Raw genomic sequence first — 21946 nt, forward strand, 5'->3', positions numbered from 1 at the left:
CGGTCTCTTCTCAGGGAATCTCAGGTCGGGAGGTCTGGCGGGCGACGGGGCGGCGGGCCGGGCCGTGGGCGGTGTGGGCTCAGGCCGTGGACGGCGGAGGAGCGGGCGCTTCCGGGTCGGGGACCAGGACGGCGAGGACCCGCATCAGGGGACGGCCGGTGGTCAGCAGCGAGTCCGCGAGCGAGGCGAGGGACTTCTTCGTCCGCTCACCGGCGAGGGTGGGCTGCTCCCAGTCGCCCAGGCGGGCCTTGTAGTCGTCGATCGGCTTGCGCAGCGGCTCGTCCCAGGCGTCGCGGTGCCGGTCGAGGAATTGCTCGGCGGCGGCCAGTGCGTCGGGAATGCCGGCCTCCAGCGCCGTCGCCGGTTCGCTGTGGCGCATCGGGTTGGCCATGGTCGGTCCGACCCCGGAGCGGTGCAGCAGGCCGACCATGTCGTCCTCGACCGCGCCGCCCCGCGTCACGCCCATCCACTTGACGACGGTCGGACGGCCCAGCGCGTTGGAGTAGACGCCCTGCACGAGGTACGTGGGCTCGGGCACGTCCGCCGTGATGATCAGCGCCTCCTGCCGGCCCAGGCGTACCAGGACCTTGTCCGTGAGCCACTCCACCACCGGATGCAGATCCGTGAGCAGGGAGATCTCCGGCCAGCTGGACGTGGACGACTCGCGGGCCCGCTTCAGGGAGTGCTCGGCGAGCCGGCGGTTGAAGGTCACCAACAGCCGCTCGCGCAGGCGCTGTTCGCGTACGTAGTCCAGCGGGAGCGCCTTGAGGCGGTGCACCAGGTCGGTGGGCGGGCGGAAGGACAGCAGGCCCGACTCGGTGTCCCGGTGCAGGTCCAGGCTGGTGGTCGCGTCGGGGAACACCTCGCTCAGCGCCTCGTCGAGGAACTCGGCGGTCGACGTGAACAGCCGGGGTACCGCCGCGTTGCCCAGTGCGGACGTGCCGGCACCCATTCCTTCGGTGTCCTGTGGATCGCCGTCCTCCGCGCCCGGTCCGGCGTCACCCACCGAACCGAAGAAGTCCGCCAGGAAGTCGTCCATGGCCGCGTCCGCCTCGGCCTCCGCCCGGTGCGCGTCCAGCGACTCGTCCACCGTACGGCCGCGCAGCAGATCCTGGATGAGGGACTTCTCCTCGGCCTCCGCCCGGTACAGGCCGGTCACCGCCTCGGCCGTGCCCAGTGCCCGGTGCGCCTGGTCCTCCCGGTCCAGCAGCCGCTCCGCAACCACCGTGTCGTCCTTCGCGCCCTCCACCTCACTGGTGAGGATCAGCGCGCGGAACTGCGGCTGGTGCGCCTGCCCGTACCGGTCGATACGGCCGTTGCGCTGCTCGATGCGGATGAGCGACCACGGCACGTCGTAGTGGATCAGCTGGTGGCACTGGCGGTGCAGGTTGACGCCCTCGGACGCCACATCGCCGGTCAGCAGGACGCGTACAGGCGCGTCCGCCAGGCCGAAGTCCTCCACGCACTGCATCTGCTGCTCGTCCGACAGGCCACCGTGCATCACCCGTGTCGACTCCTCGGCCGCCCGGCCCCGGAAACCGAGTGCCGCCGGGAGCGCTGTACGCAGCCACTCCAGGGTCTGCACCCGCTCGGAGAAGACCACCACCCGCACGTCCGACTTGGGGCCGACACCGATCGTCTTCAGCTGTTCGACCAGCGCAGCGAACTTCGCCGAGTCCGCCTCCGCCATCGGTGCCACCAGCTCCTGGAGCGTGCGCAGCGCGGCGAGTTCGGCGCGGGTCGCCGTCGGTTCGTCCTTCTTCTCCAGCGTCTTGATACGTGCGCTGACGGTCGCCTTCAGGGCGGCGTGCGAGGACAGGAACGACTTGAGCAGCGTGTACGGGAAGAGGGGGACGCCGCTCACCGAGGTGCCGTTCTCCCCGGGCAGCCAGACGGCCGCCAGCTCCTCGAAGATCTTCTCCTCGGCGGGTGTCGCCGCACACCGTACCGACTGCGAGGGGCCCCGGTCCGCCCACTGGCCCTTCATCTGCTCGCGGACCTCGGGGCTGATCTTCGTACGGCGGATGAAGAGGTGCTCGATGTCCTCGGCGCGATAGTGCTCCGGATCACGGATCGCCGCCGGGTCGAGGAGGCCGATCAGCTCCGCGAACGACTTCGCGTCACCGTTGTGCGGGGTCGCCGAGGCCAGGATCAGGGCGTCCGTGCGCGGGGCGAGGATCTGCGCGAGCTGGTTGCGCAGGGAGCCGCGGTTGATCAGGTTGTGCGACTCGTCGATGACGACCGCGTCCCAGTTGATCCGCTCCAGATGATGCTTGTACTGGTCGGTGTTCTTCAGGGTATCGATCGAGACGATGACCCGCTTGAAGTACGTGAACGGGTTACGGCCCGCCGGGATCTCCCGCTGGATCCGCTCGATGCCGACCGAGTCCAGCCGTACGAGAGGAATCGCGAACCGGGTCCACAGCTCGTGCTGGAACTGCTCCAGGACGTGCTGCGGGGTGACCACCAAGATCCGCTCGCCACGCCCCCGCCGGATCAGCTCGGCCAGCGTCAGACCGATCTCCAGGGTCTTGCCGAGCCCCACCACGTCGGCGATCAGCAGCCGCGGGCGCAGGTTGCGGCCCGACAGGGCCAGCTCGGCGGGGCGGCGCTGGTAGGGGAGGGAGTCGAGGAGGAACGAGTCGGCGAGGGCCAGCCGGCGCTCGGACTGCGGCAACGCGGTCTTTCGCAGGACCGCCTCCAGGAAGAGACGGGAACGGCGGAAGTTCGACGACTCGTCTCGGACCAGCTTCGTCCGGCGGGGGTCGATCAGCTCGATCGTGTCCAGGCCGGTGAAGAACACGGCCTCCTGGTCCCGTACGAAGTCGGACACGCCCACGACGTCGACCTTCGCGCCGTCGTGCTCGGTGCGCACGGAGTTCCGCACGAGCCACACCTCGTCGCGCACGAAGACCTGCGCGCCTGCCGGAAACTGGTCCTCCCCGTCGGGGCGAGGGCCGACCGGTGCGGTGCTGCTCTGCTGGGCGGTCACCCGCTGCCTCCCGTGTCCGTCGTGCTGTGCTGTTGTTGCGGCCGACGCCCGGCTGGGGCAGACCTGCCGCTCACGCTGTTGTACCGCTCCACTGTGCCGTATGGGCGGCAAAGCGCGTGAACCACCTTCACCGGGGCAGACCCGCAGGTCAATGGTGCGCGGTGGGGGGCGTGCCGGGGGAGGCACCTGGAGCGGTGCGCGGGATGTGGTCAGAACGCGGCGCGCGCTGCGTACGTCTCGCGCAACTGCTGGGCGGTGCGGCGGGCCTGGGCGGAATGGCGCAGGGAACGAGCCGGGGTCCGACCGGTGGGGCTTGGCCGCCGTGGCACGTCCTCGTCCGGAGCGCTCTGCTGGTGCTCCGCGTTCGGAGGCACCGGGGCCGTGGGCACCGGTTGAGCGGGTTGCTCGGCCTGTGCCGTCTGCTGTGGCGCGGCGAGATGCATGGTGGGCTGGGCATCCGAAGCGGGCCCGTCCACGACCACGGGTGGGGTCGGCGGTTCGTCATGACGCGGCTCGGCTGCCGGGTCGGCCATAGCGGGGGCGGCAGCAGGAGGTGAGTCTTCCGGCGCCGGCGCCGACAGCAGCGTCGGGAAATCCTGGGGCGGCGCGGCCGTGTAGGTGGTGAGACGCCGGCGCGCCTGGGCGAGCTTCAGCCCCTGCGCCTCTACCAGGCCACGGCACTGCTGGACGACCTCGGTGATCGTGGGCCGGTCCTGAGCGTGGTGGGACAGCATGGCCGTCAGGAGGGGGACCAGCTCGGGTGGCGCCCCCGTCAGATCGGGGGCGGTCGTCGGATCAGTCACCATGTGGAACAGCACGTGGATGTTGTTCGCGTGGTACGGCAGGTGGCCCGTCGCGGCGAACAGCAGAACCGTACCCAGTGCGTACACGTCGACGGCGCTTGTCAGCGGCTTCACACCGTTGGCCTGCTCGGGCGGCATGCAGGACGGGGTGCCGACGACCGTGTTGGCTGCGGTGAGGGAAGCGCTCGACTCGGCGAAAACCGCGAGGCCGAAGTCGATGATCTTGGGGCCGTTCGGGCCCAGCAGGATGTTCGCGGGCTTCAGGTCCCGGTGCAGCAGTCCCTGCTTGTGCACATAACCCAGGCCTTCGGCAAGGGTAGCGCCGAGGGACAGGACGAGGAGCGCGGGCAGCGGACCGTGGGTCACCACATGCTTGCCGAGGTCCGGACCCTCCACGTACTCCGTGGCCAGCCAGGGCTGTTCCGCCTCCGCGTCCGCGTCGAGGAGCTGCGCGATCCGCGCGCCCCAGACCGTCTTCAGGATGTCGATCTCCTGCGCGAAGCGCAGCCGGGCGGTCGAATCGACGACCGACGGCTTGATGATCTTCACAGCGGCCGGCTCACCGCCCGGAGACTCGCCCAGGTACACCTGTCCCATGCCGCCCTGGCCGATCCGGCCCAGCAGCTCGAAGCCGCCGATCTGTGCCGGATCCTCGGGGCTGAGCGGCGTGGTCTGCACGTCTGTGTCTGTCCTTCGGTCGGGAGCTGTCGAAGCGGCTCCGAAACAAGCTAGCCGATCCGGCCGACAACCTGAGCACATCGAGCGGACCGTCTGAAGCCCCGATGGCGATGAAGCCTCCCGGCCCGGAATGCTTGGGAACGAGGGCGGCTGGTCCTGCCGATCTGCAGCAGGCGTGGAGGTCCGCGACCCCTGCACGAAGGCTGATTCCGTAAACGGGGAACCGTGCCGCGTCCTGCCCCGTCCTCGCGACTTCCGATGAGGGGGCCAGCTTGCGTAGCCGTCAGAGTAGCCGTGGGCGCGGTCAATTGGAATGTTTTCGCAGGTCATAGCGCTGCGACGACTCTCCCCGGCGTACAGCCCGACTCGTCTGCCGCTTAGGGCTTCTGATCAGTGGCAACGGAGATCAGAGGCCTTCCCTCTGTATGGGTGGTCTCGCCGGGACCCTGGTCCGCACCGGTTCAAACGGGATCGTGCGTCGACGTACGTAGCCCCGCCTACGATGGGCCTCCACCCGTATCCTGCGCGAGAGGCGGGCGGCATGGATGTCCTGGGGATCGATGCCTGTGGCAAGCAGGGGTGGGTGGGGATCAGGCTCAGGGACGGCGTGTACACGGGCAGCCTGGTCGACGTCCGGCTCGATGTCCTGATCGAGCGTGCCGGCGGGGTGGCGGCGATCGCGGTGGACATGCCGCTCGGGCTGGTCGAGAAGGGCTGGCGGGCCGCGGATCTCAAGGCGCGGGCGCTGTTGGGAGTGCGGCGCAGCAGTGTTTTCCTCGTGGCGCCTCGGTCGGCCTGGCTGGAGTCGGACTACGTGGCGGCCGGAGATCGATGCCATGAGATCACCGGACGTCGGCTGAGCCGGCAGGCGTGGGCGCTGGCTCCGAAGCTGCTGGAGGCTCGGGCGTGTTGGCTGGCCGATGAACGGATCCACGAAGTGCACCCCGAGGTGTGTTTCCGCGAACTCGCCGGTGGCGTGCCGTCGGCCTACCCCAAGAAGAGCTGGCGCGGCCAGAACGCGCGTCGTCGGCTTCTGGCCGAAGCCGGACTCGTGCTGCCGGACGAACTCGGCGAGGCGGACCGCGTTCCCGTGGACGACGTTCTCGACGCCGCCGCCGCGGCCTGGTCGGCGCACCGGATCGCGCTGGGCATAGCGGGCCGGATTCCAGCGGCCCCCGAGGTGGACGTGGACGTGGAAGGGCGCGTCATCGAGATCCGGTACTGACGATCTGTCCCGGTGTCACCGACGCCGCGGACCACGGGACCGTAGGGTCTCCCCATGGCAACTGCGACCGTCCGTGAATGGCACGACGAAGAAGGGTGGGGCGTGCTCGACTGCCCCGAGACGCCAGGTGGGTGCTGGGGGCACTACTCCGACATCCAGAAGGGCGGGTTCCGGACGCTGTCGGCCGGACAGAAGGTCGAGCTTGTGTGGGAGGCTCCCGGCTTCAAGCAGGACGGGTACGACTACCGCGCGGTGAGCATCGTGCCCCGGACCGCCTGACATCCAACCTCAACATCAGCATCAACACCTGACGTCGTGCCCGGGGTGCCGCGGCCACCCGCCATCAGAGCGCGTCCACCGCGCTCACCTTCCACCCCTCGTCCGTGCGCGTCATCGTCATCCGCACCCGGTTCAGGTCCAGCCGCGAGCCCGACACCTGTGTGCTCTCCGTGACCTGGTTGACGAAGAGCAGGACCACGACCTTGTCAGGGGAGGCCGAGACGACCGAGGCTGCCGGGGTTCCGCCGGAGGCGGGAGCGGCGATCGCTGCCTTCACCACGCCGTGGTACCTCGTGGCCGTCGGGCCGACCACCGTCTTCGTCGTCTTGCCGTACTCCTCGCGGAAGCCGCCCGTCAGGTGGGCCCGGGCCTTCGCGAAGTCCCGGTCCAGGTGGCGGTAGTCGTACGACAGGACGACCGGTGCCGCCTTCTGCGCCGCGGCCAGCGCCTCGCTGCGGGCGGTTTCCGTTCGGTGGGCGTCCCTGGACTGCCACCCCAGTACGGCAGCTGCCGCTGCACCCGCCATGAGCAGTACGGCGAGCAGGGCCGTGAGCAGCCTTCGGTGGCGGGCGGGCGTGGCTGGCTTCTCCGGTGCTTCGTCCTCCTCGAACATCTCCGGTGTCGGCTCCGGGGGGTCCTGCCAGCCGTCCTTCGGGGCATCGATGAGGACCGTGCGACCCGTGGGCGAGCGCTCGGCACGGGCTTCGGCGTCCTCGTCGGTGGCCGTCGCCGGGCCGGCCTCGCGGTGGCCGCGCTCCGCGCGCTTGGCTGCCGCGCGGGCCGCTGCCGTCATCGTGCGGCGGGCGGTGGGGCCGGAGGTGCGCGCGGTGGTGGTCTTCGGCATCGTCGTACTCCTCAATCGTGCTGTCAGCCGACGAACTCGACGTCCGACGTCAGCCAGTGGCCGTCCTCGCGGACCAGGTCGAGCTGAAGGCGGTACGTCCGCGCCTCCCCCTGCGGCACCGCCGTGTTCGTCACCCTGCTGTCGGCCACCACCAGGACTCGGGCCGAGTCGGCGTCGGAGCGGACGATGCCCGCCTCCAGGACCTGGCCCTCCGAGACCGACTTGTTCCGGGCCACCAACTCCGTCAGCTGCTTCGTCTGTGCGGCGAACTGCTTCTTGAAGTCTCCGGTCGCGGAGGACAGGACGTTCGCGCTGTCGCGGGCGTAGTGGCGGTAGTCGAGGGACGTGAAGTTCAGCGCCGACTGGCGGGCCGCGGACAGGACGTCCTGGCGGCGCTCATCCGCCTCGCGCTGGGCGAGCAGGCCCAGGGTCAGCCAGATCGTCAGCGCTGTGGTGAGGATCGTCGCCGCGATCAGTCCTGCCGTCATCGCCCTGCCGCTCAGCATGCGCCTCATGCCATCGGGCCAACTAGCAGCCATTGCCACGACTCCTTTCCGAACACGGCCCGCTGGCCGCCCGTCGAGCCGATCTCGACGTTCCTGCCGTCCGGAGCGACGGTCGTGCCGGTCTCCGGGTCGTATGGGGTGACGTACGGCGAGGCGTACGCCGCATGGTCCGCGCCGCTGCCGTACGCGCGCGACGCACCTGGCGCGTTCTGCGCGCCCCGCACCGACGACTCACTCCCGCGCGGCAGCGTGCAGCGGGCCCGCGTGTTCGCCTCGCGTGTGCTCGTGTCCGCCGGGTCGCGGCGCGTCGTGCCGTAGCCCTGGGTGCAGGCGGGCGGGTCATCGGCGTTCACCACCAGGCCGAAGTGGGTCGTGCCGTCGCCGGGGACGACCGTGTAGCTGCCCGCCACCATCGCCGGGAAAGTGACCAGGGCCTGCTCGACGCCGGGCAATCTCGCCAGCGTCACCCGGCCGCCGCTGATCAGGTTCGCCAGCAGGACCGACAGCTCCGGGCCTGTCGACTTCAGGAGTGAGTTCACCTCCTGCGCCGCCGGGCGGGCATTGCCGATCAGCTTGCGCAGGTCGCCGTCGCTCTCCTTCAACTGGGCCGACAGCAGGGCCAGATCACGTGCGAACGATCTGATCGACGAGCCCTGGTCCGCCTGTGTCTTCAGGACCTTCCTCGAGTCCTCGATCAGCGCGATCGTCTCGGGCAGCGCGTCGGACGCCGACTCGACCAACTCGTTACCCGAGTCCACCAGGCGGCTCAGGTTCGGGCCGGTTCCGGCGAAGGCCTCGCCCAACTCGTCGATCGTCACCCGCAGGTCCTTCCTGCCGACCGAGTTGACCAGGCGGTCGAGGCTGAGAACCAGGTCTGTCGTGGGCAGCGGTACGCGGGTGTTCCGGCGCGGGATGTCGCTGCCGTCCAGCAGGTACGGGCCGTGGGACGTGCGCGGCTGCAGGTCCACGTACTGCTCGCCCACCGCCGAGCGGTTCGCCACGACGGCGAGCGTGTCCGCGGGGATGCGAGGCGCTCCGTCCTCGATGTCCAGGGACACCGAGACACCGTCGCCGCCCGTCAGGTGCAGCGCGCCGACCTTGCCCACCGGCACCCCGCGATACGTCACCTCCGCGCCGGGGAACACGCCCCCGGAGTCCGGGAGGTCCGCGCGGACCGTGTAGCCGCGGTCCAGGACCTCGTCCACCAGCCCCGTGTACTCGGCGCCGACGTACGACACCCCCACCGCTGTGATCGTGGCGAAGGCCAGCAGCTGGATCTTGACCGTACGGGTGATCACGGCTGGACCCCCTTCAGCATCAGCTCGGCGAGTTCGAGATTGATCCCCTCGAGGTTGATCCCCTCGGGCCAGCCGGCCCCCGACGCGTAGCCGGCCGTGCACACCGGCGGACACAGCAGGTCGCCGTCGCCCCCGCCCCCGGAGGGTGAGGACGGCACACTCGGCGTGCTGCTCGGCAGCGCCGTGGGCGTCGGCACGCCCGGCACGTCCGGGAGATCCGGTACGTCGGGGAGGCCGGGGGTCTCGGGGAGCTCGGGGCCCGGAGTGTCCCCGTCGTCTGCGTCCCCGTCTTCGTCACCCGGCTTCTTCGTCAAGTTGTCGTAGATCCCCGCCAGATCCAGGTCCGCCGTGATGTGCAGGTTGACGTAGTCGCCCTTGATCGCGTCCACCACGTTCCGCGGGAAAGGGTAAGTCGTCAGCAGTTCGAGTGAGTTGGGCAGGTTGGCCCCCGCCTTGTTGAGCTGTTGCAGGATCGGGCGGAGCTGCCTCAGGTTGGCGACCGTGTCCTCGTGCGAGGCGTTCACCACCCTGGTGCCCGTCCGGCCGAGCTTCGACAGGGCCGTCAGCATCCTCGTCAGGTCGCGTCGCTGGTCCGCCAGGACCTCGAGCGCCGGTGGCATCTCCTCGACCGCGTCCGCGATGGTCTCCTTCTCCTTGCCCAGCCGCTTGGCCAGCCGGTCCACCGCCTTCAGGGCCCGGACGATGTCCTCCTTCTGCTTGTCCAGGCTGCCCAGGAAGACATCCAGTTCCTTCAGCAGCGACTTGACCCTGTTCTCCCGGCCCTCCAGCGCCTTGTTCAGCTCCACGGTGATCGTCTTGAGCTGGGCCACTCCGCCGCCGTTGAGCAGCGCGGACAGCGCTGACAGCACCTCCTCGGTCTCCGGGTTGCGGCCGCTGCGGGACAGCGGGATCACGTCGCCTTCGCCGAGGCGGCCCACCGGCGCCGTGCCCGCCGGCTTCGACAGCGCCACGTACTTCTCGCCGAGCATGCTGGTCTGCCGTAGTTCGGCGATCGCGTTCGCCGGCAGCTTCACCGAGTCGGCGACGCGCAGGTGCACGCGCGCGTGCCAGCCGTCCAGCTCGACCTTCTCGACCGCGCCCACCGTCACGTTGTTGACCTTCACGGCCGACTGCGGGACCAGGTCCAGTACGTCCCGGAACTCGACGGTGACGTGGTACGCGTTGCCGTCCGAGGCGGCACCGCCGGGCAGCTGGACGTCGTACCAGCCGTTGAACTCGCAGCCGGTGAGGAGCAGCGAGCCGACTGCCGCCCACGCCGCCACCCCGCCCTTGCCCAGCCCCAGCGCACCCCTTCGCAGCAAGCCCCTCCGGAGCAGGCTCTCGTCGCTCATGCCCTCGCCCCCAGGATTCCGCCGAGCGTGCGATCGACCGTGCCCGTGACCGCCGCGCCGCCCTGCGGCAGCTCCGGCAGGGAGTCGAACAGCTTCCTCAGCTCCGCGCAGTCGGGGTTCTTGCCGCCCTCGTCACCCGTCGTCTTCAGTACGGAGCACAGCAGTGACGCCGGGTCCTGCGCCTGGTCGGCGTTGTTGCGGGTGTCGAGGGTGCCGGCCGCCGGGTTGTAGGCGTTGTTGAGGTTGGACATGCCGGTCGGTGCCACCTCCAACAGCTCCTCCAGTGCCGCCCGTTGGGTGACGAGGACCTTGGTCACCTTGCTGAGACCCTCCACGTTCGACGTCAGCGACTTCTTGTTGTTCTTCACGAAGGCCGACACGTCACCGAGGGCCGTGCCGAGGTTCTTGAGCGCCGCCGCCAAGTCCTTGCGCTCGCCCGCGAGTTGCTCGGCGACCTTCGCCAGGCTGCTGTTGAACGACCGCACGCTCTTGTCGTCGGCCGCCAGCGCCGCCGTGAAGACCTGGAGGTTGCGGACCGTGCCGAACAGGTCCGTGCGGCCGTCGGACAGCGTCGTGACCGCCGCCGACAGGTCCTCGACCGTCCGGTGCAGGTTCTTGCCCTGGCCGTCCAGGTTGTCCGCGCTCACCCCGAGCAGCCGGGACAGGGCCCCGTCCTTGTTGGCGCCGTCCGGGCCGAGTGCCTCGGCCGTGGTGTGGAGGCTGTCGAAGACACGGTCCAGTTCGACCGGTACGGCCGTGCGCGACTCGGGGATCTCGGCCCCGGTCCGCAGCACCGGGCCGCTCCGGTACACCGGCAGCAGCTGCACGTAACGGTCGCTGACCACCGAGGAGTTGATGATGGCGGCCTGTGCGTCCGCCGGGATCTTGCGGCCCGCGTCGTACTCCAGCTCCACCCGCACCCGGCCGCCCTCCGGCGTGATCTCCCTGACCTCGCCGATCCGGACTCCGAGGACGCGGACGTCCGAGCCCGGGTAGATACCGACGGTGCGCGGGAAGTACGCCGTCACGCGGACCGGCTCCGGGCGCGGCCACAGCACGTAGGTGAGCCCGGCGACCAGGACCAGGACGGTCAGCAGCGCCGCGCGCTTCCTCCAGCGGGCGCCCACCGCGCCCCAACGGCCGCTCACCGCGCCCCTCCCGTCCGCGGCTGCGGCACCACGGGAGCCGCGACCAGGTTCTGGACGTAGGAGTCGAACCAGCGGCCGTTGCCGAGGGTGTTCGTGAAGAGCCGCACGTAGGGAGCGAGAAGCTTGATGCTCCTGTCCAGGCTGGACTGGTTCCGTTCGAGCATCTCCACCACACGGTTCAGGCCCTTGAGCGCGGGCCCGATCTCCTTGCGGTTGTCCTGGACCAGGCCGGAGAGCTGGATGCCGAGCGCGGCGGAGCTCTTCAGCAGCTTGTGGATCGCCTCGCGCCGCTTGCTGATCTCCTTGAACAACTTGTCGCCGTCCTTGACCAGGGTGGTGAAGTCCGAGGACCGGTCGGCCAGGACGTCGGTGACACTGTTCGCGTGGTCGAGCAGTCGGCGCAGCGCCTTGTCGCGGGAGGCCACCGTCCGGGAGATCTGCGACAGGCCCTTGAGTGACGCCCGTACCTCCTCGGGGGAGTCCTCGAAGGTGGCGGAGATCGTGTCCAGGGCCTTCGCCACGCGGTCGGTGTCGACCTCCTCCGTGGTGGTGGTGAGGTCGCTGAAGGCCTGTACGACGTCGTAGGCGGGGACGGTGCGCCGGAGCGGGATCTCGCTGCCGGGCGCCAACTGGCCGTGACCCTTGGGGTGCAGCGCCAGGTACTTCGCGCCCAGGATCGTCTTGACCCGGATCGACGCCCCGGTGTCGGTGCCGAAGGCCGGCTCGCCCTTGATCTTGAAGGTGACCTTGACGTGGTCGCCGTCCAGGTCGACCTCCTGCACCTTGCCGACCTTGACCCCGGCGATCCGCACCTCGTCGCCCGGTTTGAGACCGCCCGCCTCCGCGAACGCCGCGCTGTACGTCTCGCCGTCGCCGATGACCGGCAGCCGGTCGGCGTTGAAGGCGGCCACCGTCAGCAGTGCGAGGACGGTGAGGCCGATCGCGCCGATGACGACGGGGTTGCGCTCGCGGAAGGGGGACAGGTGCGGGCGGCGGATGCGGGGGAGGCGTAGGCGAGGCGGTGCGACGCGCACCTTGACCAGCGGTTGCCGGCGGGGTGTGCGGCGCGGCAGCAGGCGGACGCGCGGCAACCGCGGCTTCGGCAGCCTCGGTGGCTCCACCCGCACCGTGAACAGCGGCTCCGGACGATGCTTACGGCTCATGCCCCGCACCTCGCCCTCGCCACGTGCAGGTCGGGCGTGAGCACCTGCTGGGGGGCCGACTCCGTCTTCGGCAGGACGATCCGGCCGTCGAAGTCGCACAGGTAGAAGTTGAACCACGAGCCGTAGGACGCCGTCCCGGTCAGCTCGCCCAGCTTGTTCGGCAGCCGCTTCAGCACGCCCTCCACGGTCTTCTCGTTGTCGTTCAGCGTTCCGGTGAGCTCGGTCAGCTCGGCGATGTCGTCCTTCAGTGGTGGCCGCGCGTCCTTCAGCAGGCCCGAGGTGGCCTCCGTCAGGTCGCCGATGCCCACCAGGGACTGCCCGATGGGCCCCCGGTCGGCGGACAGGCCCGAGACGACCCGGCGCAGCTGCTTGAGCAGGCCGGAGAAGCGGGCGCCGCGCTTGTCGAGCGTTCCCAGCACGGTGTTGAGGTTGTCGATGACCGAGCCGATCAGCTTGTCGCGGCCGGCCAGCGTCGAGGTGAGGGACGCCGTGTGCACAAGGAGGCTGTTGACCGTGCCGCCCTCGCCCTGGAGCGTACGGATGATCTCCGTGGCGAGCTGGTTGACGTCCTTCGGGCTGAGCGCGGCGAACAGCGGTTTGAAGCCGTTCAGCAGGGCGTTGAGGTCCAGCGCCGGTTGTGTGCGCGACAGCGGGATCGTCGCGCCGGGGCGCAGTCGGGTGCCGTCGCCCGTGCCCTCGGTGAGCGCGACGTAGCGCTGGCCGACGAGGTTGCGGTAGCGGATGACCGCGCCCGTGCCGAGGAGCAGCGGCCGGTCCCGGCTGACCGTGAAGGTGACCTCGGCCAGCGTCCGGTCCTTGATCCGGATGCCCTCGACCTCGCCGACCCGCACGCCGGCCACCCGGATGTCGTCGCCCTTCTCCAGGCCGGTGACATCGCTGAAGACCGCGCGGTAGGTGTCCTTCGGGCTGAAGGAGATGTTCACGATGGTGGCCGCGAGCAGGGCCGTCGCCAGGATCGTCACCAGCGCGAAGAGGCTGAACTTGATCAGCGGGGCGGCGGTCTGCCGGGCGCCCTTGGCTGTCGTACGGCTCATGCCACACTCACCGCCGTCCCGCGCGCCAGCGGCCCGAACAGCAGCGTCGTCACCGGCGGCACCTCGTCGGCGGGCACGCCCAGGGCCGGCGCCACGAGTGAGCCGACCGCCCGCTGCTCGGCCCGGGTGGCGGAGACGCCGAGCGGGCCGCCCGCGGAGGAACTCCCGGGCTTCGAGCCGTCGTTGAGGTGTGTCCCGGGCGCCGGTACCGGGGGACCGGGAAGATCACGGCAGTTGGGCCCCGACCGCTCGCCGTAGCGCGGCTCCTCGCCCGGTTCGTACGCCCCCTGCGGCCGTACGACCTCCAGCGTGATGTGCATCTTCCCGCCCCGGAACGCCTCCTCCGAGGCCTTCTCCTGCCGGACCAGTCCGGCCAGCAGACACGGGTACTCGGGGGAGTAGCGGGCGAACAGCTCCAGGGTCGGGCGGGAGACCTGGCCGAGGGTGATCAGCCGGTCGCCGTTCACGGAGAGGAAGTCCTCCGCCGTACCCGAGACGGTGGCCGTGGTCTTCAGCGCCGCCGCCAACCGGTCCTTCTGGTCGACGATCGTGCGGCTTGTGGTGACCGTGTTGCGCAGGATGTCCATGAGGTCGGGCGCCGCGTCACCGTACACCTCCGCCACTTCGGCGAAGCTTGCGATGTCCTCGGTGAGGGACGGCAGATGGGGGTTGAGGCGGCGCAGATAGGCCTCCACGCGGGTGAGGTTGTCGCCGATGCGGTCGCCGCGGCCGTCGAGGGCGGTGGCGAACGCGGAGAGGGTGGCGTTGAGCTTGCCGGGCTGGACGGTTCGGAGCAGGGGCATCAGGTCGTTCAGCAGTTGCTGCACCTCGATGCCGACGCGGGTGCGGTCCTGGGTGATGACGTCCCCGGCGCGGATCGGGCGGGCGGACGAGGACCCGGCGCCGGTGGGCGGGACCAGGTCGACGTACTTCTCGCCGAACAGCGTCTTCGGCAGCAGCCGCGCGTGCACGTCGGACGGGATGTACGCCACGTGCTCCGGCTTGAGCGCGATGTCGAGCCGCGCCTTCGTCCCGTCGGCGTGCACCTCGCGCACCTCGCCGACCAGCAGCCCGCGCAGCTTGACGTCGGCCCGTGGATCGAGCTGGTTGCCGAGGCTGTCGGCCTCCAGCGTGATCCGCACGACCGGCGTGAACGCCTGCTGGTAGACCGCGACCGACAGGCCCAGCAGCAGGGCGAGTACGGCGATGAAGACGACGCCGTACAACCGCAGTCTCAGTACCCTCGGCACCCGCATAGGGCGGCTCACCCCGCTATCCGTACGGTCGTGTTGGCGCCCCAGATCGCCAGCGAAAGGAAGAAGTCCAGGACGTTGATCGCCACGATCGACGTCCGCACCGCACGGCCGACCGCCACGCCGACGCCCGCTGGGCCGCCGCTCGCGTAGTAGCCGTGGAAGCAGTGCACCAGGATGATCACGACGGCGAAGACGAGCACCTTGCCGAAGGACCAGAGCACGTCGACGGGGGGCAGGTACTGCTGGAAGTAGTGGTCGTACGTGCCGGCCGACTGGCCGTAGTAGCCGGTGGTGATCGTGCGGGCGGCGAGGTACGACGACAGCAGGCCGATCACGTACAGCGGGATCACGGCCACGAACCCGGCGATCATCCGTGTCGTCACCAGGAACGGCAGCGAGGGCACGCCCATGACCTCCAGCGCGTCGGTCTCCTCGCTGATCCGCATGGCGCCGAGTTGGGCGGTGAAGCCGGCGCCGACCGTCGCGGACAGGGCCAGCCCGGCCACCAGCGGGGCGATCTCACGGGTGTTGAAGTACGCCGAGAGGAAGGCGACGAAATTGGAGGTGCCGAGCTGGTTCAGGGCCGCGTAGCCCTGGAGGCCGACCTCGGTGCCGGTGAAGAAGGACAGGAAGGCGATCACGCCGACCGTGCCGCCCACCACCGCCAGCGCGCCCCGGCCGAAGCTCACCTCGGCGAGCAGGCGCAGGGTCTCCTTCTTGTAGCGGCGCAGGGTGCGGCCGGTCCAGGCCAGCGAGCGGCCGTAGAAGGAGAGTTGGACGCCGAGTGCTTCGAGGGAGTGCAGCGGGCGGGCGAGGAGTCGGGGAAATTTCATCGTCGGTTCTCTCAGCCCCTCTGCGGGACGACCTGGAAGTACACCGCGGTCATCACGAAGTTGGTCACGAACAGCAACATGAAGGTGATCACCACCGATTGGTTCACCGCGTCGCCCACACCCTTCGGGCCGCCCTTCGCGGTGAGTCCCTTGTACGAGGCGACGATCCCGGAGATCGCCCCGAAGACCAGCGCCTTCACCTCGGCCGCCCACAGGTCGGAGAGCTGGGCGAGGGTGGTGAAGGAGGCCAGGTAGGCGCCCGGAGTGCCGTTCTGCAGGACGACGTTGAAGAAGTAGCCGCCCGCGACGCCGACCACCGACACCAGGCCGTTGAGCAGCACCGCCACCACCATCGACGCCAGGACGCGCGGTACGACCAGGCGGTGGATGGGATCGATGCCGAGCACCTGCATCGCGTCGATCTCCTCGCGGATCTTCCGCGCCCCGAGGTCGGCGCAGATCGCGGTGCCGCCGGCGCCCGCGATCAGCAGCGCGGTGACGATCGGTGAGGCCTCGCGCAGCACGGCGAGCACGGAGGCGGCTCCGGAGAAGGACTGGGCGCCGAGCTGCCGGGTCAGGCTGCCGATCTGCAGCGCGATGACCGCGCCGAAGGGGATGGAGACGAGGGCCGTCGGCAGGATCGTCACGCTCGCGACGAACCACGCCTGCTGGATGAACTCCCTTGCCTGGAAGGGCCGTCGGGGAACCGTCCGGATGACGTCGAGCGCCATCGCGAAAAGGCTCCCGGAGTGCCGCAGCGCTCCGATCGGTGACAGGCTCATGCGCCGGCCCCGGCTTTCTGCCGCAGCGCTTCCTCACGCCGGGCGATCGCCTCCCAGCGCGGTGGGCGCGGGATGCCCGGTCCGGGCAGCAGGCGGGGAGTCATGGCCTGACTTCCGGGAGACGGTGTGCCCTTGCCGTCGGCGTCGAGGGCGGCGAGCTCCTGCTCGACCTGTGCGGCGTCCTTCTCCTCCGCCATGCCGATCGGGCCCTGCATCCGGCCGTGCAGGAACTGCCGTACGACCGGCTCGTCGCTGGTCAGCAGCTCCTCGCGCGGTCCGAACATCACCAGCTCGCGGCGGAACAGCAGCCCGATGTTGTCCGGGACCTGGCGGGCGGAGGCGATGTCGTGGGTGACGATCAGGAAGGTCGCGTCGATCTGGGCGTTGAGGTCGACGATCAGCTGGTTGAGGTAGGCGACGCGGACCGGGTCGAGGCCCGAGTCCGGTTCGTCGAAGAGGATGATCTCCGGGTCGAGCACGAGCGCCCGGGCGAGTCCCGCCCGCTTGCGCATCCCGCCGGAGATCTCGCCGGGCAGCTTCCCCTCCGCGCCGATCAGCCCGACCATGTCCATCTTCTCCAGGACGATGCGCCGGATCTCGCTCTCGGACTTACGGGTGTGCTCACGCAGCGGGAAGGCGATGTTGTCGTACAGGTTCATCGAGCCGAACAGCGCGCCGTCCTGGAACAGCACGCCGAAGAGCTTGCGCACCTCGTACAGGTCGTGCTCGCGGAGCTTGGTGATGTCCCGGCCGGCGACCTTCACCGACCCCCGCTCCGGCTTCAGCAGTCCGACGAGCGTCTTGAGGAACACCGACTTCCCCGTGCCCGAGGGGCCGAGCATGACCGAGACCTCCCCGGCGGGCAGCGTCAGCGAGACGTCCTGCCAGATGACCTGGTGACCGAAGGCCTTGGTCAGCCCTTCGACACAGATCTCGACACCCATCCGGTCCACCCTTCAGCCCGTGGAGCAGCTCTGACATCTGCTCTACGGGGAGGGGGTGGGCGTCCGTCGTTTCCGTGGTGGATTTTTTTCGCGCGGGTTTCGGAGCGGGTGGTTCGCGTGGATTTACGGCAATGGTGTCGGGGTCGGCGTCGGGACGGAGAGCGAGGAGGGGGGCGTGCCCGGCAGGTCGGGGGCTTCGGGCAGCTCCGGAGCGTCGGGCACGTCAGGCACCCCGGACACCTCGGGCACCCGCGGGACCGCGACCTCCGGCGCGGACAGCACCGGCAGCGGCGACACGGGGACCTCGGGAACCGACGGCTCCGGCAGCGGCGGCACGGACAGCGGGAGGATGGAGGCGCCGGACCGCGACTCCACCGCCTTCGGTTCGACCGTCTTCCGTTCCGCCGCCGTGGCCGCCGGGTCGTTCCCCTGAGGCGTACGGCCCTCACCGGCCCCCTCCGGCCGCAGCGTCTCCGGGCCCGGTGTGGCGACGGCCGACCGAGGCGCCGTACCGCCTCCGTCGCCGCCCCCGTCGGGCGAGTACGGCAGCACGAACCCCGCCACCGCCAGGGTCGCCGCCGTCGAGGCCACCGCCGCGGCCTGCACCTTGCCGCCGCCGCGCGGCCGCCCCCATCCGATCAGGAACAGGGCGGACCCGAGCGTCGCGGCCAGCGACTGCCGCAGCGTCCGCCGCGCCCGGGCCAGCAACGACTCGACGGTCCGGTAACTGAGCCCCATTCGCACAGCGACCTGCCCGACGTCGAGGTCCTGCGACTTCAGCCGCAGCGCCTCGGCCTGCCGCGCGGGCAGCTCGCCGCTGCGCACCGCCAGCCACTTCGCCTCGGCCCGGTCGCACACCGCCTCCTCGACGGGCACGGGGCCGGGGGCGACGAGAGTCGGGCTGATGCGCACCTCGGCCTCCCGGTTGACCTGCCGGTAGCGGTCGACACACAGCCGCATCGTGACCGTCGTCAGCCAGGCGGCGAGCCGCTCGTCGTCCAGGTCGGGGCGCTCGGCGGCACGCAGCATCGCCTCGTGCACCGCGTCCTCGGCGTCCTCCGCACTCATCGACCTGCGGCGGGCCACCTTGAGCAGCTGCTCGCGGTGGCTCCACATGCGCTGCCAACGGTTGTGGGCGGTTTCCGTCTCCGCAGGCAGGTTTGTCGCCATGAGGGCCCCTTCGCGCTCACACCGGTGTCGTTCCGACCGGCGGGGCGCGACATTACCGCCGAGTATCGGCGGTTGTGGAGGGGGCGGCGGGCATCGAGTCCGCGCTGTTACTGGTCAGCGGGGCGTCGCTGGACAGCAGGTCTTCGCCGGGGACCGCGATGTCCGGCACGGCAAGGGGGAGTTGGGGCTCCTTCGTCTCGTCGGGTTCGCCGGCCGGCCGGGATGTGGTCGGAGCCGGGGTGGCACCGGGGGGCGACGGAGTACGGGACGGGGTTGCGGTCGCGCGGGACGAGGACGTGGTGGGTGAGGCATCCTTCGGCTTCGCGGGGGCGGTCGACGACCGCTCGGGGCGGCCGTCCGGGGAGCCGGCGGAGCTGTCCGGCACCACCCGGTGCCCTTCCAGGAAGTACGCGTACCAGGCCCGCACCGTGCGCAGATAGACCGCCGAGTGGTTGTAGCCGAGGATCGCCCGGTCCAGCTCGGCCGGGACGGACAGATCCCGCCCGCCCGCGCACAGGTAGCGCCCGGCGGCGAGCGCCGCGTCGAAGACGTTGTTCGGATCCGTGCGCCCGTCGCCGTTGCCGTCCGCGCCCCAGCGGGCCCACGTCGACGGGATGAACTGCATCGGCCCGACCGCCCGGTCGTACACCGCGTCCCCGTCGTGCGCGCCGCCGTCGGTGTCCCGGATCAGCGCGTACGCCACGCCGTCCAGCCGCGGTCCGAGGATCGGCGTCACCGTCGTACCTTCGCCGTTCACCCGGCCGCTCCCCGCCTGCCCGGACTCCACCTGTCCGATCGCCGCCAGCAGCTGCCACCGCAGCCGGCAGCCGGGCGCCTCGCGCGCCAGCCGCTCCTCCGCTCGCCGGTAGGCGTCGAACACGCTCGCCGGCAGCGTGGCGGTCGGCTGCCCGGGTGCCTGTGCGCTGTCGCCGTCGGGCTGTCCGGTCCGCAGTGGCGGCAGCTCGGTGCGGTACGGGGTGTCGCCGGACACGCTCGGGCGGTGACCGGCCGGCGGCTGCCCCGATGCCGGCGCCGAGGCCCGTGCCGGGACCGCGCCCGGCGCCTGTGATCCGGTCAGCGCCACCAGCGCCGCGATCGTGGCCGCCGTACCTCTGGCCGTTCTGACTCCCTGTCCTGCCACGTTCTGGGTCCCCTCCCCGCAGACGTGTGTCTGTCGTCTGCTCTACGGGGCGGGGCGGGGCGTCCGTCGCGCGGGTTCACGGCGGATGCCGGTACATCACCGTTGCGGGCTATCCCTGGAGGCGGGACTTCCGGGCTTGCTCTAACCAGGAGAAGTGGACCCCGCTATGTGGAGGCGTGCCGTGGACGACAACCGCAGACTGCCCATCGTCTACGTCCGAGGCTTCGCCGGCGGCACCCGAGGCATCGACAAAGCCGTCGACGACCCCTTCTACGGCTTCAACGAGGGCTCCGTACACATCCGCGTCGGGGCGAACAACCAGCCCCACTTCCACCAGTTCGAGAGCCCGCTGCTGCGCCTCCTGCGCGAGGAGGGCTACGAGCTGCTGGTGAAGGGGGACCAGGCGGCCTACCTGGACCAGCACGACGACATCCCGGCGAACACCATCTGGATCCACCGCTTCTACGACCGCTCGGCCACCACCTGGGGCGGCAGTCCCCAGGAGTACCGGCTGGAGACGGCGGCCGCCGACCTGCTCCAGCTGATCGATCTGATCCTCGACCGGACGGGCGCGCCGGCCGTCATCCTCGTCGCCCACTCCATGGGCGGGCTGATCTGCCGGTGTCTGCTGCAGAAGGTGCTGCCGGACCGGGGGCGGGACGCCGTCGGGTGCGTGGCGAAGTTCTTCACCTACGGCACCCCGCACGGAGGCATCACCTTCGACCTCGGCGGCGGACTGCTGGAGCGGCTTCGGGACATGACCGGCGTCCAGGGCGCGGACATCTTCGGGCCCCGGCGGATGTACGAGTACCTCACCCCGCAGGCCGACTTCGACCCCGAGGGGCCGCCCGAGGGATGGGACGCCCGTCGGATGCCGACCGGGCCGGGGGCGTTGCCCGTCGAGCGGGTCTTCTGCCTGGTCGGCACCGATCCGGCCGACTACGACGTGGCCTTCGGGCTGTCCTCCGCCGCCGTGGGGCCGCACAGCGACGGGCTCGTGCAGATCGAGCGGGCGTATGTGCCGGGGGCGCAACGGGCGTTCGTGCACCGGAGCCACAGCGGGCGCTACGGGATGGTCAACTCCGAGGAGGGGTACCAGAACCTGCGGCGGTTCCTGTTCGGGGACACCCGGATCGAGGCCTCGCTCGTCGACTACCGGCTGCGCCGCGAGGGCGGGCTCGTGTGGCAGGGCGAGACGCGGCTGTCGGTGCGCGGGCTGCCCGTCGTGATGCATCAGCGGCTCGCGGCCCACTGGTGTCCCATCCAGCTCGACGTGGCCCCGGACGGGCCGGACGCGTCGGCATCCGCGCCGGCCGCGGTGTCGCTCGCGACGACGTTTCTCAACAGTGCGCTCAGACAGTCCGAAGGCGTACCCATGCGGTTCATCCTCGGTCTGCGGATCATCTCCCTGCGCGAGCGGCACGGCATCCTCGACCTCGGCGACCACCTGGAGCAGACCGCCGACTTCTCCGACACCCTCGTCATCGACGTGGGCACACCGGAGGCCGGTCCCGGAATCTGGGCCGCCTGGAACTCGGACATCGAGGGCGCCATCCGGGACCACAGCGTCGCCGGGGAGCCGCGTGTCGACGAGGACCCCACCCCGGATCGCTGGGTCGCCCACATCCCCCTGCCCACCACCGCGGCACCTCTCCTCGGTCCCGACGCGCGGATCCGGCTCGTCGCCACGCCCTGGACGTGAGGGGGCAGCCGGGGGCGCGCTTACTCGCCTCAGGCAACCCGCGCGTAAAGTGACCGTATGCCGAAGCCGCCGTCGACCGACGCGGTAGCGGAGGTCCTCCTCGTCGTCGGCGACCCCCGTACGTCCGATCCGCTCTCCACGATGCTGGAGCTCGCCGGATACCGGACCGTCGTGGTCGACCGTGCCACCGAGGCCACCGACCTGCTCACCGAGCGCCGGTTCGATCTGGTCATCCTCGATGTGACGCTGCCGGACACCGAGGCGCTGCGGCACAGTCGCCGTCTCCTCGCCCCCGACCGCCCGGCCGTCCTGCTCCTCACGGGCGAGGGCGAGTTCCTGGGCAGCCTTCCGGGCGGTGGCCCCGACGGTGCGGACGGTGTGGGCGGCCCGGTGGGCGGGGCCTCCGGCCGGGTCGCCGAAGTGCTCTCCCGCGCACGGCAGTTGGTGCGCGGTGGGGAGCCCGGCGGATGGGACGGGGCCCTGCGCCACGGCGACCTCGTGCTGGACCACTCCACCCGGCGCGCCCGGCGCGGCGAGCGCACCATCGAGCTCACGCCCGCCGAGTACCGGCTGCTGCGCTGTCTGCTCGTCAACGCCGAGCGCGTGCTGTCCAAGGAGCAGATCGGGCGGCACGTCTGGGACGACCCGCCGACCGACGGCGCGATCGAGCGGCTCGTCTCGCGGCTGCGGCTCAAGGTGAACGGGGAGCAGAGCGCGCTGATCCACACCCGGCGGGGGTTCGGCTACTGGCTGGGGCAGGCCACAGGGCCGTGAG

At 70.6% G+C, this 21946-nt stretch carries 19 protein-coding genes; 4 read left to right on the top strand and 15 right to left on the bottom strand.

Features of this window, described 5'->3' with window-relative positions:
• Positions 1–79 precede the first annotated feature (79 nt).
• The gene (locus ACFZBP_RS35050; RefSeq protein ID WP_391419303.1) at positions 80–2992 is read right to left on the bottom strand and encodes a helicase-related protein; all 2913 of its coding nucleotides are present in this window, start codon (positions 2990–2992) and stop codon (positions 80–82) included.
• A 209-nt stretch (positions 2993–3201) separates the two neighbouring features.
• A complete protein-coding gene (locus ACFZBP_RS35055) occupies positions 3202–4473 on the bottom strand; it encodes a protein kinase (protein WP_391419305.1) in 1272 nt (423 codons plus the stop codon).
• A gap of 541 nt (positions 4474–5014) precedes the next feature.
• Between ACFZBP_RS35055 and ACFZBP_RS35060 the strand changes: the two genes are divergently transcribed.
• Positions 5015–5698, top strand: a complete 684-nt coding sequence (locus ACFZBP_RS35060) for a DUF429 domain-containing protein (protein WP_391419307.1) — start codon at positions 5015–5017, stop codon at positions 5696–5698.
• Between the two features lie 54 nt (positions 5699–5752).
• Positions 5753–5977, top strand: a complete 225-nt coding sequence (locus tag ACFZBP_RS35065) for a cold shock domain-containing protein (protein ID WP_391419309.1) — start codon at positions 5753–5755, stop codon at positions 5975–5977.
• Positions 5978–6041: 64 nt separating this feature from the next.
• Here ACFZBP_RS35065 and ACFZBP_RS35070 read toward each other — a convergent pair whose 3' ends face one another.
• From ACFZBP_RS35070 to ACFZBP_RS35130, 13 genes are all read right to left on the bottom strand, one after another.
• Complete coding sequence (locus ACFZBP_RS35070) at positions 6042–6821, bottom strand: hypothetical protein (RefSeq protein ID WP_391419310.1); 780 nt, start codon at positions 6819–6821, stop codon at positions 6042–6044.
• A gap of 23 nt (positions 6822–6844) precedes the next feature.
• Positions 6845–7327 carry a hypothetical protein gene (locus tag ACFZBP_RS35075; RefSeq protein ID WP_383450680.1) on the bottom strand — a complete coding sequence of 161 codons (483 nt, stop codon included), beginning with the start codon at positions 7325–7327 and terminating at the stop codon, positions 6845–6847.
• A gap of 5 nt (positions 7328–7332) precedes the next feature.
• A complete protein-coding gene (locus tag ACFZBP_RS35080) occupies positions 7333–8625 on the bottom strand; it encodes an MCE family protein (protein WP_383450682.1) in 1293 nt (430 codons plus the stop codon).
• The gene (locus ACFZBP_RS35085; protein WP_391419313.1) at positions 8622–9977 is read right to left on the bottom strand and encodes an MCE family protein; all 1356 of its coding nucleotides are present in this window, start codon (positions 9975–9977) and stop codon (positions 8622–8624) included. Before ACFZBP_RS35085 ends, ACFZBP_RS35080 begins: the two co-directional genes overlap by 4 nt.
• On the bottom strand, positions 9974–11104 hold the full coding sequence (locus ACFZBP_RS35090) for an MCE family protein (RefSeq protein ID WP_391419476.1): 1131 nt from the start codon (positions 11102–11104) through the stop codon (positions 9974–9976). The genes ACFZBP_RS35085 and ACFZBP_RS35090 overlap by 4 nt, the downstream gene beginning before the upstream one ends.
• Before the next feature lie 17 nt (positions 11105–11121).
• The gene (locus ACFZBP_RS35095) at positions 11122–12108 is read right to left on the bottom strand and encodes an MCE family protein (RefSeq protein WP_391419478.1); all 987 of its coding nucleotides are present in this window, start codon (positions 12106–12108) and stop codon (positions 11122–11124) included.
• Between the two features lie 176 nt (positions 12109–12284).
• Entirely contained in the window at positions 12285–13343 is a 1059-nt protein-coding gene (locus ACFZBP_RS35100) for an MCE family protein (protein ID WP_391419315.1), read from the bottom strand.
• The gene (locus ACFZBP_RS35105; RefSeq protein ID WP_391419317.1) at positions 13340–14599 is read right to left on the bottom strand and encodes an MCE family protein; all 1260 of its coding nucleotides are present in this window, start codon (positions 14597–14599) and stop codon (positions 13340–13342) included. Before ACFZBP_RS35105 ends, ACFZBP_RS35100 begins: the two co-directional genes overlap by 4 nt.
• A gap of 8 nt (positions 14600–14607) precedes the next feature.
• Entirely contained in the window at positions 14608–15432 is an 825-nt protein-coding gene (locus tag ACFZBP_RS35110; protein WP_383450692.1) for an MlaE family ABC transporter permease, read from the bottom strand.
• A gap of 11 nt (positions 15433–15443) precedes the next feature.
• A complete protein-coding gene (locus ACFZBP_RS35115) occupies positions 15444–16214 on the bottom strand; it encodes an MlaE family ABC transporter permease (protein WP_383450696.1) in 771 nt (256 codons plus the stop codon).
• Complete coding sequence (locus ACFZBP_RS35120) at positions 16211–17158, bottom strand: ATP-binding cassette domain-containing protein (protein WP_391419321.1); 948 nt, start codon at positions 17156–17158, stop codon at positions 16211–16213. The genes ACFZBP_RS35115 and ACFZBP_RS35120 overlap by 4 nt, the downstream gene beginning before the upstream one ends.
• Before the next feature lie 123 nt (positions 17159–17281).
• Positions 17282–18328 carry a sigma-70 family RNA polymerase sigma factor gene (locus ACFZBP_RS35125; RefSeq protein ID WP_391419323.1) on the bottom strand — a complete coding sequence of 349 codons (1047 nt, stop codon included), beginning with the start codon at positions 18326–18328 and terminating at the stop codon, positions 17282–17284.
• Between the two features lie 52 nt (positions 18329–18380).
• Positions 18381–19469, bottom strand: coding sequence for a lytic murein transglycosylase (locus ACFZBP_RS35130; protein ID WP_391419325.1), 1089 nt, complete (start codon positions 19467–19469; stop codon positions 18381–18383).
• A gap of 181 nt (positions 19470–19650) precedes the next feature.
• On the opposite strand from ACFZBP_RS35130, the gene ACFZBP_RS35135 reads away from it, so the two are divergent.
• Together ACFZBP_RS35135 and ACFZBP_RS35140 are read left to right on the top strand one after the other, a co-directional pair.
• On the top strand, positions 19651–21171 hold the full coding sequence (locus ACFZBP_RS35135; protein WP_391419327.1) for an alpha/beta fold hydrolase: 1521 nt from the start codon (positions 19651–19653) through the stop codon (positions 21169–21171).
• 57 nt (positions 21172–21228) lie between these two features.
• Positions 21229–21945, top strand: coding sequence for a winged helix-turn-helix domain-containing protein (locus ACFZBP_RS35140; RefSeq protein ID WP_391419329.1), 717 nt, complete (start codon positions 21229–21231; stop codon positions 21943–21945).
• Position 21946: the final 1 nt, after the last annotated feature.

The sequence above is a fragment of the Streptomyces sp. NPDC008086 genome (genome assembly GCF_042957325.1).
Lineage (GTDB): Bacteria > Actinomycetota > Actinomycetes > Streptomycetales > Streptomycetaceae > Streptomyces.